The organism is Rhodoluna sp., from assembly GCF_036721215.1.
Taxonomy (GTDB): domain Bacteria; phylum Actinomycetota; class Actinomycetes; order Actinomycetales; family Microbacteriaceae; genus Rhodoluna.
Genome location: NZ_DAIMLM010000001.1, coordinates 1 through 15,301, shown reverse-complemented (window position 1 = coordinate 15,301; position 15,301 = coordinate 1). Strand labels below are relative to the sequence as shown.

The 15,301-nt window shown below is 50.0% G+C and carries 5 protein-coding genes; 4 read left to right on the top strand and 1 reads right to left on the bottom strand.

Annotation, left to right across the window (positions count from 1 at the left end; all coding sequences use genetic code 11):
• The first annotated feature begins 4 nt into the window (after positions 1–4).
• Positions 5–1,054 carry a DUF3048 domain-containing protein gene (locus AC9UCN_RS00025; protein WP_509522742.1) on the top strand — a complete coding sequence of 350 codons (1,050 nt, stop codon included), beginning with the start codon at positions 5–7 and terminating at the stop codon, positions 1,052–1,054.
• A gap of 48 nt (positions 1,055–1,102) precedes the next feature.
• On the opposite strand, the gene AC9UCN_RS00020 is transcribed toward AC9UCN_RS00025, so the two are convergent.
• The gene (locus AC9UCN_RS00020) at positions 1,103–2,389 is read right to left on the bottom strand and encodes a CDP-glycerol glycerophosphotransferase family protein (RefSeq protein WP_509522740.1); all 1,287 of its coding nucleotides are present in this window, start codon (positions 2,387–2,389) and stop codon (positions 1,103–1,105) included.
• Positions 2,390–2,594: 205 nt separating this feature from the next.
• Between AC9UCN_RS00020 and AC9UCN_RS00015 the strand changes: the two genes are divergently transcribed.
• The 3 genes from AC9UCN_RS00015 to AC9UCN_RS00005 all read left to right on the top strand — a co-directional run.
• Positions 2,595–3,293, top strand: a complete 699-nt coding sequence (locus tag AC9UCN_RS00015) for a glycine-rich domain-containing protein (RefSeq protein WP_509522738.1) — start codon at positions 2,595–2,597, stop codon at positions 3,291–3,293.
• Positions 3,265–12,600 carry an InlB B-repeat-containing protein gene (locus AC9UCN_RS00010; RefSeq protein WP_509522736.1) on the top strand — a complete coding sequence of 3,112 codons (9,336 nt, stop codon included), beginning with the start codon at positions 3,265–3,267 and terminating at the stop codon, positions 12,598–12,600. Before AC9UCN_RS00015 ends, AC9UCN_RS00010 begins: the two co-directional genes overlap by 29 nt.
• A 69-nt stretch (positions 12,601–12,669) precedes the next feature.
• A partial coding sequence (locus tag AC9UCN_RS00005) for a beta strand repeat-containing protein (protein ID WP_509522733.1) occupies positions 12,670–15,301 on the top strand: 2,632 nt, incomplete at its 3' end.

The window sequence follows — 15,301 nt, the reverse complement described above, 5'->3', positions numbered from 1 at the left end:
CGGCATGAATAGTTCAACTTTGAAGATTACAAAAACAGTTTCTGTTTTGGCTGTCGCCGGACTAGTTCTTGCAGGATGTGCTGAGCCTCGGGTTGAAGAACCAGAAGCGATTGTTTACCCGATTGCTCCGCTAACTGGTGTTGCCTACATGAATGAATCTGAGATCCCAGACACCAACGCACTTCCTGCCGTTACTTGCAAAGTAGATAACGCTCCAGCTGGTCGACCTCAATTTAACCTAAACAAGACAGACATCGTCCACGTTCAAATGGTTGAAGGTGGACTGACCAGGTTGGTTGCCACTTGGCACTCACAGCCAGTGGACAAAGTTGGTCCAGTTAGATCTGTTCGTCCAATGGACGCTGACATTGCAGCCGCCTTTGGCGGCATCTTTTGCTACTCCGGAGGAGTAGACATGTTCATTGCTTTGCTTCAGGACACCTCTTTGTACCTAGCTGATGAGAACACTCAGCAGTCAGTAAAGCCAAACAGTTTCTCTAGAACTCCAGAAAGATTTGCTCCACACAACATGGTTGTTGACATGGGTCTACTTCAGTCTCAGCACGAAGACCTTGCTGCACCACAGTCAATCTTTAACTACGCGGCATTCTTGGACGAGACAAAAGACTACGAACCTGCCTCTGCTAGCTCCGGAAAAGCAACTACCGATCTAACCATTGAATACCCAGACGCTACGAGTTACTGGAAGGGCGATGGCTCGGGCAATCTGCTCCGCAGCCAGGACGGTGAGCCTCACATGGATGGCGTTTCAGAGGAGCAAGTCAGAGCTAAAAACGTTGTTGTTCTAGAAGTGCAGATTGACAGCAGCATCCGAGATGTTCGCTACGGAGTTATTCCTAAGACCGTGATGGTCGGCTCTGGAAAAGTTTGGGTCTTTGTTGATGGCAAGCACATCGAAGGAACCTGGTCCAAGGCAACTCAGACCTCACCCATTGAATTACTAGATTCAACCGGTGCTGTGATAAAACTTGCCCCTGGAAACACCTGGGTTGAGCTAAAGCCAGACACCGCAACCCTGACAATTACCCCCTAAGGCTAACTAGCCCAAATACCGCTAATTTACTGGGTTCTAGGGCGGTTACTAGTCCTCGAAGGGCTCACGACCGGCAGCTAGCTCCCAAGGGGTTGCCTTGATGGACTCCTTGGAGACTAGGGGAGATGGACCATTAGCGAAATCGTCATAGACGATTTCAATTATCCGACTAGCTGACTCTCCAGGGTGAGGTGAGCTTGCTTTAACTAGTTTTTGAATCTCAATTTCTCTACTTGGCAAAGAATTGTTCATTGCCTTTTCAACCATCTCTGTTAGCTCTGCAAAGTTTTTTACTCTGATTGAACTTGCTGCAGCAGTTTCACCTGTTGCACTGAACTTCCAGTGGTCTGCATTTTCGAAAAAGATTGCAGGCTTTCCTGTAATAAGCGGATACTCACCCAAAAATGAAATTCCATCGGTAACCAAAACATCGGTAGCTAGAAACAAACCAGCGTAAGAACCTGCTTCATCAACCGAAGTGTTTGGTAATTCACTCCAAGACTTTCTCCAAGAAGACAATTCAGCTTCGGTTAGGACTTTCCTATCGGTGAGCGTGCTCCAAAGGAACGGATGTGGTCGCAAAACAATCTGAATATCAGAATTTGCTTTTGCAAATTCCAACATCTGCACATAAATCTTTGAAAAAACTCCAAAGTTAAGCCAGTGCGGTGAATACGAGTGATGCGGAGCCCAAACTATTTTGAATTTTCCATCTTCAAGAGGCCAAGAAGACCTTCCTGCTTCTGCTTCATGCGCTAAATTATCGATTTTTGGTGAACCGGTGAAGTGAATATGATGATTTCCACGTTCAGTTAACGCATATGCATCAACAACGTCTCGTTCTTGTGTGAAAACAAGAGAAGCAAGTTGGTGAAGACGCTGTGTATACAGATGAGTTGCGACCGGTGCATCACCTTGACCACCACCAGGCTCATCATCTGGCTCATCGACCATCACAAGTGAGAAATATGGAACGTAAACGAGCCTGGTGAATTCCACCAAGTGGTCAAACCTCACTGCCGGTTGGTAGTTTCGCTGCCAGGGGTAGTTCACAAAGACATAATCAGGGGCTAAATCCTTCAAAATGGCTAAACCCTCAAGGTTTTGGCTCCCCGAACCCCCGGAATCTAGCCGAATATGCGGGATTCCCTTGCCTTCGAAGAAGGCATGGGCCTTTTCCTCCTGGGCATAGGCCAATTGGCCAGTTAGCTTCCTGGGCATGGACACCACAATTGGCTGAAAACGAGGGTCTTTAGCCATTTTTTGGTAGATCTCGTCAAGGGCATCCCAAGCCTCGAAATAAAGACCTAAAAACACAACTTTGATGGGTTCCATCCCCCAAACCTAGCAAAGTCCTCAGAAATAGCGATTTTGGGCTAATTTTAAGAATTTTTCCGAAAAGACACGTTCTAGGCCCTCAAAACAGGTGGTTAACCCCACTTATTAAACTTGTGCATATAAGGGTATTGGTAATCTTTTTTTGTCCCCAAAACCTAGGAAAACAAAGGGATTTCTCGACACTTGTGAGGCGTGGCTAGAGATGGCGATTCGGGTATTCGGAAGGGTGCTGTTTAGTGGCTTTTCCCTACCCAAAATAGACCCAAAAGACCCCAATTCTGGGGGTAAAAATGCCGCCAAGCCCGTGTTTGCAGCCCTCAGATCCAAGCGCGTACTCAAGTGGATGATTCCAGGCCTGGCTTTGGCGGTGCTTCTGGCGTCAACACAGACTTCGAATGCTGCAATAGTTTCTTCGGACTCTAATCAGTGTCAAGTTGACGTGACTAGTACTACTGGAGTGGCTGTCTCCCTTTCGTCAGGCATTTGCTTTCTGAGATTTACTGCTACCGGTTCGAATACTTGGACAGCTCCAGCTGGTGTGACATCTTTCAACACACTCGTAATCGCCGGTGGTGGAGGAGGTGGTGCCGATGGAGGTAGCGGTGGTGGATCGGGCTCCATGTACGAAGCCACTGTTAACCTAAACGGAAACACAGGAAGACAATTTGCAATCTCAGTTGGAGTTGGTGGTACTCGAGTAACACACACTGCTGTGAACGGCGAAGCTTATACACCTAACGGTTCAGCAGGTGGAAACTCATCTATCACTCAGAGTGCTAGCGGTTTCTCAATTACTACCTATGGAGGCTCACCTGGTGTTTGGCCCGATTGGAATATCTCCATGGCCGGGGGGGGTAGGTGGATCTCAGCCTGTGGTCAATGCGGGCTCATTCTCACTTAGCAGCACATACTCGCACACTGGCCGAACGGGCGCTGCTTCTCCTCCTGCTGGATGGGCGAGCAGTGGTTACAACGGCTCTAATGGAGCTACTTCGATTCTTTTTGGCGGCACATTCATTGGAAGCGGTGGAAGTGGTGCAATATCCGACGGCGGCATCAGACATGGTGGATCCGGAGGCACTGGCGGTGGTGGAGTAGGTTCCGGTGGTAACTTCAATGACAACCTCGCTGATTACTTTGCTGGACACGGTTTGGCAAACTCCGGATCTGGTGGTGGCGCTGGTGCTCGAAACGGCGAGATATACGCGTACACCATTGATGGTCGAACGGATCGCTTCAGAAATGGTGGTACCGGCGGTTCCGGAACCATAAGCATTTCCTATGCAGCCCCATCGCTAGCTGTCACAACCGCTGCAAATGGGGCTCGAGTTGGCGCGGACATCCTTGTCCAGCCTGTTATTCAGCTTAAGAACAGCGCCAGTGGCAACCTAGCTTCAAGTGGAATTGTCGTCACCGCGGCTGTGACTTCTGGGGTTGGGGTTCTGTCTGGGGCGACTGCAACAACGAATAGTTCTGGAGTGGCGAGCTTTACAAACTTAAGGTTTACCTCGGGAACGCTCGGCACACTCACGTTAACTTACAGCGCCCCTGGATATGCCAACGCCACACAGACCATTAAGTTACAGACTTTTTCTACTGCCATAACAATTTCAGGCTCTAGCAGTTCTAATGGAAATTTTGTGCAGGGTGTGTGGCTGGCAGATTCTGCAGGAGCTTCCAACATTCTCAATACAGATCTTCAGACCGCGCTCACGTCCAGCAATCTTCAACTCGATAGCACTGGAGCCATTACAGTATCTGCGGCAGTTAGTAACGCAACCACTGGTCGTTCTCTAACTATGAATTGTGGTGGGTCTGGAGAATTCACCAACTCAGGCGGTGCAATTAGCGTCGCTGGAGATTTGACCGTCACCTGTGCAAACGTTATCACTTACGCCAACTTAACCGCTGTTGGCAGTATTCGGTTGACAGGTACATCAACCTCATACGTCCTGATCTACTCAAACCTCACTACAACAGGTGGCTCAGGTAGTGAAATTCGATTAAAGACTGCAGGCCGATTCCTACTAGACACCAGCGACAAATTGGTTACTGCTGGTGGAGATGTTGTTGTTTGGACTGGTTACGACAAAGTTGCTGGAACAAACAAGTCATCAACCACGATTTACCTAAATACCAGCTCTTCAATTGAAACCAACGGCGGCAAGATTTGGCTAGCCGGTGGCTTGGATGACGGAGGAGCTGACGCTTCTATAACCACTTCTCGAGGTAAGTGGAGCAGCGTTGTAGCAGGTGATGGATTGCCGGATGGTTACGCCGTTGGAATGAGCGTTAACAATGCATGGGATGTGGGAGTTTTTATCGAGGGTGGAACTCTCTTGAACTCAAAAGGAGGCGATATCTTTATTGCCGGAGCTCAGTCAACAAGCAGTTTGAGCGGCTACGCACACATAGCCCTAAAGAATGGTGCACGCGTAGATTCCGGCACCGGTCGAATCGCGATGTGGGGACGAGCCCTAGCAGGCACAAGCAACTGGAGCCAAGGCATCATCCTAAACTGGGAGGACAACACGACCCCAGTTGTGGTTTCGTCTAATGCCACAACCTCTGACGCAATCACCATTTATTCAGACTCACAGGCTGGAGCAGCTTGTTCCAGAGGAATTACCGGATGGTGGCACGGTGTTTGGAGCGCCAGCCGAGGATATCAGGGCTCTCAGATTCTCGCGACTGGACTTGGCGGAGGAATTACTTTAACAGGCTTGGGAAGCACTTCGACTTCTTGTTCAGGAGGGGATGGCTGGGGCGTAAACATTGAGTTTGCAGACGTCCTAGCAAAAAGTGGACCAATCACCGTTAATGCCATTGGAAACAGCAATGGCACAACTCCAGGTCTAGCCACCGGCTGGAGAGGAAACTATGCAAGTCTTTTTAGAATTGGGGCTTGGGCAGCCTCTGGCGGCGGGGAAGTCGGCGGTTCATCAATTACAACTCCGGGCGGAGTCACTGCGGATTTATCCAGCTCGTCCTCAAATGTTGTTATAAATACAAACAGTGTCTATTCGTGGGAAGCTGGCTATGGAACGGTAATTAACACTTCAGGTAGCGTAACCATACAGCCCGCAACAGTCACTAGCGGTGTTGTTTCATCAGCAACAGATTTCACCAGAGCTCAAACTGCCGGCAACTGGAGGTTCGGTCGATTCTCAACTCCTACCCGCTTGGCTAGCTTCACACTTGGGCGATCTGGAACTACTTCGGATTTGACTTACATGGGAACTAGCACAACCGCCTCCAGTCCAATTCAAACCGTCGGCAATGTAGCTATTGATGGTGGCACATTGCTTCTTAGTTCAAACATCAACTCGACCAGTGGCAACGTAACTATTACTTCTACAGGTTCATCTAAATCTTTCTCCAAAACCACGCACACTATCTCAGCGGGTGGTGACGTTGGGATTTCAAGCTCCGGCTCAGTTGACGTTGGTTCCGGTGCGATCAGTGCAGCGGCAATTCGTGTTACACCAACAACTACCTATGCAGGAACCGCAGCACTTGGGGCATCAAGTGGTGTCGTCTCGATTAGCGGCGGCTCAACTGTTGCGGTTTCGGGACCGGTTACAGCAACAGGAAACATAACTTTGTCAGGTTCGGGGGCGATTACAAACCCGACCTCTGGTGCCACATCTGGAACGCTCACCTCTTCAGGAGGAAGCGCTTCAATTACCTCTAGCGGTGCCAACATCAATCTAACTAACGCTGTTTCTGCACCTAGCGGCGTCACTCTCTCGGCAAAAACAACTGTGGCTTCGGCCGCAGTGACAGCCAGCTCCGGCGCCATTACGGTTAGCTCGACAGATAGCACCGTCACTGTGAATGGCACCACCTCTGCTCAAAGCATTAACATCACGCCCAAGACCACCTATAGCGGAGCCGGTTCTCTGACCGCCACGAGTGGCACCTTGACAATCTCTGGTGGAAGCTCAATTACACCGACTGGGAACTTCGAAGCAACTGGAAACATATCTCTTAGTGGAAGTGGAAAACTTCTTCTCACGTCTCGCACGGTGAATTCAACGGGCGGAAACATTTCCTTCACCGCGGGGCCAGTAGCGGATGAAGCAATCGAGCTGAATGGCTCAACCGTCTCTACAACAACTGGCTCCATAACGATGAACGGCACTGGGATATCAGGCAATAGCGTGAACCTGGAAGGTGTCTACATTCACAACACCTCTACCGTCTCCTCGACGTCAGGAGCTATTAACTTAACTGGAACTTCGGCTTCTACGGGCTTTGGAGTGTGGTTTGGTGCTGCCAACATAGTTTCTTCCTCGGGAGCAATAACAATCAATGGCGGAACCCTTGGCATAAAGACAGGTGACGGGGCCACTACGAACATTGGAGCCACTGCAAATACAACCTCCTCTAGCAACATCACCGTGAGGGGGGATCGCTACAGCAGCGGTACCACGATCTACAAATCAACCGGAGATGTGGTTATCGAACCTGTAGCTAACTTGTTCTCCGAGAACACAACTCTTACAAACCAAACCTTCACTGGTAACGCCAGCCTGACAATTGGTAAGCCCACAAACACCAGGACCATGACGGTTACCGGTGGCGCGATAAATGTAACCGGTAACTACACTCTTTACGGATCTGCAATTACCCAAACAACGCCTGTCACAACTTCCGCTGGATCCATATTCATTTACCCGAGCACTACTTATGTAGGTGCAGGCGCACTAACCTCAACGCTAGGAGCCGTGACCATAAGTGGAGGCTCTTCAATTTCCCCAACAGCTGCCATTAGCGCTACTGGCAACATCACGATTTCGGGTTCAGGAGCTATTACTAATTCCACAGCTGCAATCAACTCTTCAGCTGGTGCTATTTCCATAACTTCATCTTCGGGAGCAATTACGACCTCAGCAACATTAACTGCCAGTACGAATGTGTCCCTTTCCTCTGGCGGGAACATGACCGTCGGTTCAACCGCTACCGCAGGCAACCAGGTTTCAGTGGAGGCACTAGGCACAGCAACAACCGAGCTGAATGCCAACATCACAGCAGGCAGCGGTGGAATTCTCGTGAAGTCAGCAGGTCGAATCACCTCTAACGACGGCGCAAGCGCAGCTAGCCCGAGATTGTTTGGAACCATAGGTGGGCCAATAACTTTCTGGACCACAACGTCCAGCGGTGGCGTGAGCTTGGGGGACTTTAATCAACTAAGCACTACACAATCATCTGCAGCTGGCGCGGACATAACTATCGGAGGCGGTGCTGCCGACGCGAACAACGCCTCGCTACCTTCAGGGAACGCAGCCTCTAATGCAAACGATGGTTTGATTATTGGTTCTACCAGCGCAGAAAACGTAGTTCGAATTCTTTCAGGAACAGGAAACATTTCCTTGAAAGCTGAGTCGAGTCACGTCTCGACAACATCCTCCGGAATTGAAATGGTGGCCGGTGTAAAGATCACGGGAGCGACCGTTGACATGTACGGTAAGGCAGCCGGGGCCTCGGGATTGAATAACACGGCCGCTGGTGTGTTTAATTACTTTGATTCGGGAACGGCTCGTACCGAAATTCAGGCGACCAAGAACTTCTCGGATCACACCCAGGCAGTAAAGATCGAAGGTTACGTAACTACCGGAACGTATGGCGTGATGCTAGGAAACACTGGCTCTTCTACAACCCTGAGCCAGCAGACTCGCGTTGTAACCAATGGCGATAACTCTGACATCGTAATTGCAGGTGACTCAGCCTCAGACGGATACAACGTCTTCCTGGCTGGAGTCTTGCTTTCCACCAAGAATGGCGACTCTTTGGTGGACGGCAAGGGGGGCGAAGTGGTCTTATCAAGAAACGCAACCACCCGGGCATTTGAGTATGAACGAGTGAGCGGTGGAACCGGTGGCGAGCTCAAAATTATCTCTTCTAAAATTTCCACCCAAAGCTCTGGCGCCCTTAAAATTGCTTCCGATGGAAAGTTATCCCTTGTGCCTCCTGCGGGACAGAATTTTTCAGCTGGCTTGACCTTCCCGTTGACAGGCTCAACGATAAATGTTGGTGGCTTGGTTGTCGGAAGCGCAGAAAACACCAGAGATATTACGCTCGGCAGCGCGGTCACATCCTCGGGTGATTTGGAACTTTATGGTGGAGCACAGTCTGCTGACTTTGCAATAACAACTACTGGATCAGCAAACATAGAATTTTACCCGACCACTTCTTTCTCAAAGAGCACAAACTTGTTAACTGCATCTGGTTCAATTCAGATTGGAGCAAGCTCTAGCCCTGCGAGTTCAGCCACCCTAAGCACAGGAACTCTCACTGCCGGCTCAGATTTCAAGGCGTATTTGTCTGGTGCGTTAGCGGCTACGGCTGCAGTAACGGCGAACGGAAACATCGAGCTTTTTGCCACCTCGATTTCTAACTCAGCAGCGCTGACGGCTACCACAGGGAGCATCTACCTTGAGGCTGACACAATGGCTCTCAGCGCAACGGTCTCTGCCGCCTCCGGCGTAGTCACGATTGCGCCTAGGACCGATGCGATCCAAATCAATTTGGGAACAGAGACTGCCGGCAGGCTGTCATTAGTGGCTGCAGAGCTTAACCGCCTCGTTGCTGACGTTGTGAGAATCGGTGCAGTTGACGGAACAAACTCCGGAGCCATAAATATCACGGCTGCACTGACTCCAACGGGAACTGACACCATGGCTCTTCGTACTAGTGGTTCTGTTGTTGGAACATCAGGCTCAATTGCAATTGCAAACCTTGCCATAGATGCTGCCGAGATAAACCTTCCTGGAAACAATGGCGTAACTGGCGGTTTGGCACTGAGTGCATCTGGTGCAACTTTGACCTATAACCAAACCTCTGGAACCTTTACCCCAAGCACCGTCGACTTAATCGACCCGGTCTATGGTGTCCCAAGCAAGGTTGTCTTGAGTCAGGTTCCAACCAATCAACCGGTAGACACATTTATGGCTCTTGCATTCAACCCACCACCCATCGTGACTTTGCAAGATAGATATTCAAACGCTCTAACTTCTTCGAACGCATCCTCTGACGACTACACAGTAACTGCCACAAAGGCATCCGGGCCTGCAACCCTAGGTGGAACCACATCCGTGACTACTTCCACATCAGGTCAAGCGACCTTCAATGATTTGACCATTTCTGACATTGGCAATCACACAGTAACCTTCACCGCAGCGGTAACTCCGTCAACCGATGCAGTAATCACCGGATCTCCGTCAGCGACTACCGGTACTTACAACGTTGTTGTAAGTACCCAAACAATTACCTTCGATGGGAACAATTCGACTAGCGGTTCTATGTCCAGCCAAACAGTGACAAAGAACGTAGCCACTAATCTGACCACTAACGCCTTCTCAAGAACCGGTTATTCCTTTGCTGGTTGGAATACTCTCGCGGATGGAACCGGAACAAGCTTTACCAACGGGCAATCTGTGACAAGAACAAGCGATTTGGCGCTGTTTGCTCAGTGGACAGCAAATACTCTGAACGTCACATTTGAATCAAATAGCGGCTCGAGCGTAACCGCAACAACTACAACTACAGCCACAACTCTTGCTGCACCAACTAGCCCAACTAGAGCGGGATATACCTTCGATGGCTGGTTCCCAAACATCGGCCTGACCGGGTCAAAAGCAACCTTCCCCTACACCCACGCTCAAACCTCGGACTTTACTCTCTATGCAAAGTGGATTGCTAACACTTTGACTGTCACTTACAACTCAAATGGTGGATCCGTTGTCACCGACGGATCTACTACTACAGCGACAACTCTCAGTTCGGCTCCGACTAATCCAACCAGGACTGGTTGGACTTTTGCTGGTTGGTATGCCGCAGAGGACTTGACTGGCACGCAAGTTTCGTTCCCTTACACCCACGATCAAACAGCCAACTTCACGCTTTACGCAAAGTGGGACGGGATATCTGAACTTCAAACCGCAACTGACCTAACTTTCGCCGTGACTGGAAGAGCCCTTACCACCCAACCTTCGATCCAGCTTCGCTTTGGCGACGCAAATCTTTCTCAATCAGGAGTCACGATTACCGCCGCAATTAGCTCGGGGGCGACTCTTAGTGGAACGCAAACCGCTGTAACTAATGCCTCCGGAGTTGCTACTTTCTCAAACCTGGGAATTGCAACCGGTACTTTAGCAACTTCGTATACCTTGACGTTCACAGCTACCGGCTACTCTTCGGTGACAGATGCAGTATCCATAAGAACCCTTCCAACGACCGTAACGGTCAGTACATCGGCTGACGCGAATGGCTCATTTGTTGATGGTCTTTGGATGGCAAACTCTGCTGCAGCATCGACAATCAACACCACAACCTTGCAGACTTCACTAGCAAGTAGAAGCACAACTATTGAGAGCACCGGCAACATAACTGTCAGTAATGCTGTAACAGGTCAAGGAGGGGCAAATAGCCACTTGACCTTTACAACCACTGGAGGAAATGCGACGTTCAACGCCAATTTGACTAATTCTGGCGATCTAGTTCTGAAGGCATCTGGAAACGTGGCAATCGGTAACTCAGTTTCGCTGACCACAGCTGGTGGATCAATCACGCTGTGGTCTGACTCGGACAGCAACAGCTCAGGAAGAATCACAACGGGGACAAGTGTTTCGCTTACCTCCTCCGGTGGTGCAATCACTCTTGCAGGAGGAGCCGATAATGGCGGCTCGAATGTCACAAGTGGGCGTCAGTCTGGTGATGGTCTACCCGATGGTTACGCCTACGGGCTAACGGCTGGGACTATTGGTATAGACATTGGTGACTTGAATACACTCTCTTCCGGTGCAGGAAACATCTTTATTGCCGGACATGGCCAAAACCTTTCCACCGGATCAGTAGCTGCTGGTCTCTATGTCGGCGCTGGAACTTCAATCTCAGCCACTACTGGAAAGATTCACATTTATGGTCGATCAAATGGCAACTCAACCAGTGCGGAATATAGCGAAGCTATCCGGCTCAAAGGTGTTGCAGCAAATGGGGTTAATTACCTTTCGATTACAAATTCAAGTACTGCCTCTGATGCCATCTTGTTAGTGGGAGATGCCTCCTCAACTAAAGGCGCTAGGGCATCTGGAATATCAGTTTTGTCATGGTACAACCGAGCCTCTGGCGGACCGAAGAACTTGATTGCTAACACCAGTAGCGGAGGTGTTACCCTGACTGGCCGAGGAGGCCAACTCGCGGGCTTCACCAGTGACCAGACCGGTTCTGGATTAGAACTCAATTCCACCGCAGTTCTAGCTAAGAGTGGCACAATCACGCTAAACGGGGATTCGGCAACTTCAGACAACGGAACTGCCTATGGCTTCAGCTCAAACCACGTGAATGTTGCGCAGTTTGTCGGGGCCTCTTTCTATGGCGCACACGCTATAACTATTAATTCGGTGGACATGTCTACTTCAAGCGCCGACATTACCTGGAACGTTGATTCCTTCCACGTCCCAAATAATGGAACATCTTCAACCACGGTCAAGACAAGCGGAAGAGTAGTTATCCAACCCGCCAGCAACGCATCGTCTTTGACTTCGTTTGATAGAGCGGTTACCACGTCAGGATTGTCTCTTGACACGGGAATTACCGGCCTAACTATTGGGCGATCCGGAAACACCCAGGCCCTGACCATCCCTACAACAAATTCAATTGCCGGAGACATAAAGCTCTATGGAGCGGCAGTCTCCGTAAGCGGTAATCAAACCGCGACCGCTGGGGGTGACATTGAAATTTACGGTAGCTCGATATCAAATTCTGGTACAGTAACGTCTAACTCGGGAGACGTCTTGCTCAAAGCAGACTCTATGGCACTAAGTGCAAATGTCACTGCAAGTTCCGGAGCGGTTACCATTAGCCCGGCAACAAACAGCCTCCAGATTGACCTTGGCACAGAAACCGCTGGAAGACTTTCCCTAGTAGACGCTGAGCTGGACCGACTAGTTGCAAGTGTTGTGAGAATTGGTGAAGTTGATGGAGCTAACTCTGGAACGATAAACGTCACAGCGGCACTGACCCCAGGCGGAACCACCTCGCTGGCGCTTCGAACTAGTGGATCTGTTACTGGAACTTTAGCGGGTTCAATCACGGAAACTCACCTTGCAATCCACGCGGCCGCAGTCAACTTGCCTGGGAACAACTCCATAACTGGAAACTTGGCCGTGAATTCGACTGGTGGAACGGTTACATATACTCAATAGTCCGGAACCTTCACCCCAAACACCGTTGACTTTATTGATCCTGTCTACGGTGTCGCAAGCAAAGTTGTTATGAGCCAAGTTCCAACCTCTGAACCAGTAGATAGATTCATGGCGGTCGCTTTCAATCCTCCTCCTGTTGCGACATTGCAAGATAGCTACTCAAATACCCTTAGTGCCACAAACGCATCTTCAAACGATTACACCATTACAGCAACCTTGGCTTCTGGGCCAGGGAACCTAACGGGAACTGACTCCGTAGCTACTTCCACTACAGGTGTTGCTACCTTCAGCAACCTAAGCATCTCTGATAACGCTGGTGCCCACACGATCACTTTCACTGCAACGCTGACTGCAACTTCAGCCCAAATTACCGGCACACCTGCGGTTACCACCGGAACTTACAACATCAAAATTGATCAGACTGTTAGCTTTACATCAACCTCTCCGACCAATGCTCGAGCCACCGGAGCAAGCTACACTCCAACAGCAAGCGCAACTTCAGCTTTAACTCCAGTTATTACCGTTGATGCCAGCGCTTCTTCGGTCTGTTCCATAAACGCCGGGGTAGTAACTTTCCAAAGTGCCGGTACCTGTGTTCTAAACGCTAACCAGGCGGGAAACTCAACCTATGCTGCTGCTCTTCAGGTTCAGCAAAGCTTCTCTGTAGCTGTAGCGAAGCTATCTACTCCGAGTACCCCGACAGTTACAGCAACAGCAAACACATTAAAGTCACTCGCCGTGTCATGGAGTGCTGTGACAGACGTGACCAGCTACACCGTTCGGGTTTACGAAGCCCCGGGAACCGGCTCTGCAGCAGCGGTTATCGTTGGCGTTGGGGGCACGAGCACGACAATTACCTCCTCAAACTTCCCTGCTATCGCTGACGGTACTGAGTACTACATCAGCGTTTCTGCTATCGCAGCAGACTCTGGGTCTAACTCAGATGAAAGCACAAAAGCCTCGGCCACCACGCGGTCTCCAGCTGTGACTCCGGTTATTGGCACTCAGCCTACAAGTGCCTCCAAGACCGCTGGTCAGTCGGTAACGTTCTCCGTTTCTGCTTCCAGAACTGATCTTGGAGTGCTTAGCTACCAATGGCGAAAAGGTGGCAGCAACATATCTGGTGCTACCTCTTCTAGCTACACAATAAATCCGACAGCAACCTCTGATGCGGGTGATTACACAGTTGTAGTTAGCAACACTTTGAATGGCACAACCGTTACAGCCACTTCGTCAGCTGCAACGTTAACGATGTCCTCCGCACTGAGTATCACAACGCCATCGAGCGGGCTATCTGCAACAGTGAACTCTGCGTACTCGTTGACGCTTACAGCATCTGGTGGATCAACGCCTCGCACATTCTCAACCGCCAGCGTGGTTCCTAATGGAATAACCTTGAGCTCCAGTGGTGTGCTGTCTGGAACACCAACCCAGTCGGGAACATTCGCCATCACGGCGACCGTGACTGATGCCAATAGCGCTACTACCTCAACCACTTCTTTCAACTTGGTAGTGGCTGCTGCCCCAGGACTTACCCCAACCTTCGCAACTCCAGTGTCTGCAATCAGCGGGCTATCGGTTCAGATTACAAACTACGATGCCGACTACACCTGGAGCGGCACTGCAACTTTAGGAACAGTGAGCATCAGTAACACAGGACTAGTTACTTTCTCAGGTGTGGGTAACGGTCAAAGCTCCACGGCAACCATTACCGCTAGCCGAACTCACTACTTGCCCGTGTCAGCCGATGTCACCGCAACGTTGACGCCCATTCCTATCATTTCTTACAACTCTTCTGACTTGAACTCATTCGGTACCACTACAACAGTCAACGATCTTTCGGGACGCAACAACCACGCAACCCGAAGCGCCACAGTAGCCAATAGCTTCGACATTGACTTCTCATCTGGTTCTTGGAAATTCCCTGGGGGAGATAATGCGAATGGACCTTTCATTGACCTGCCTGACATCGACACAGGACAATTCAGCAGTGGAATAACGATTGACTTCGAAGCTAATTTTGGTGGCGCAGATGACTGGGAGCGAATTATTGACTTCCGCCGTGGAAGTGAGTTGAATTTTGCTTCAGGATTAGACAGTTTGTTTATTGCACGCGTGGGAACAACAAACGATCTGGTTGTAGATGCCATACGATCTGGAGTCTCCACCCAATGTAGAGCAAATGGAGCTTTAGCAACCCAAGAGATGCATCGATGGACCATCAGGCTAACCTCAAGCTCTTGTTTAATAACTAAAGACGGTGTTCCTGTCGCGAACACCAATCAAAATATGTCATTGAACTCAGTGACTTTCTCCAACAACTTCATTGGTAAGAGTAACTGGACTGCTGACAGGCAATTTGAGGGCCAAATCAGGTCGCTCAGAATTTTTGCTGGAAGCCTAACGGAAACACAAATCGGAGAATTCAGCTACAAGACAATTAGCTACTACACCAACGGCGGTTCTTCAATTCCAGTGACCGCTAGGGCTAGAACATCTGGCGAGCTGTTCTTACCAACCGCCACCACTCGCACCGGTTACACATTTGATGGTTGGTACAACGGAGCCATTACTGCAACGGCAACAAAGCTCGGCTCCGCTGAAGCTCGGTACACACCAAGTGCTGATATTGACGTATTTGCTGGTTGGACCGCCAACTCAAACACCGTTACCTTCTCAGGCAACAATGCAACTAGCGGCA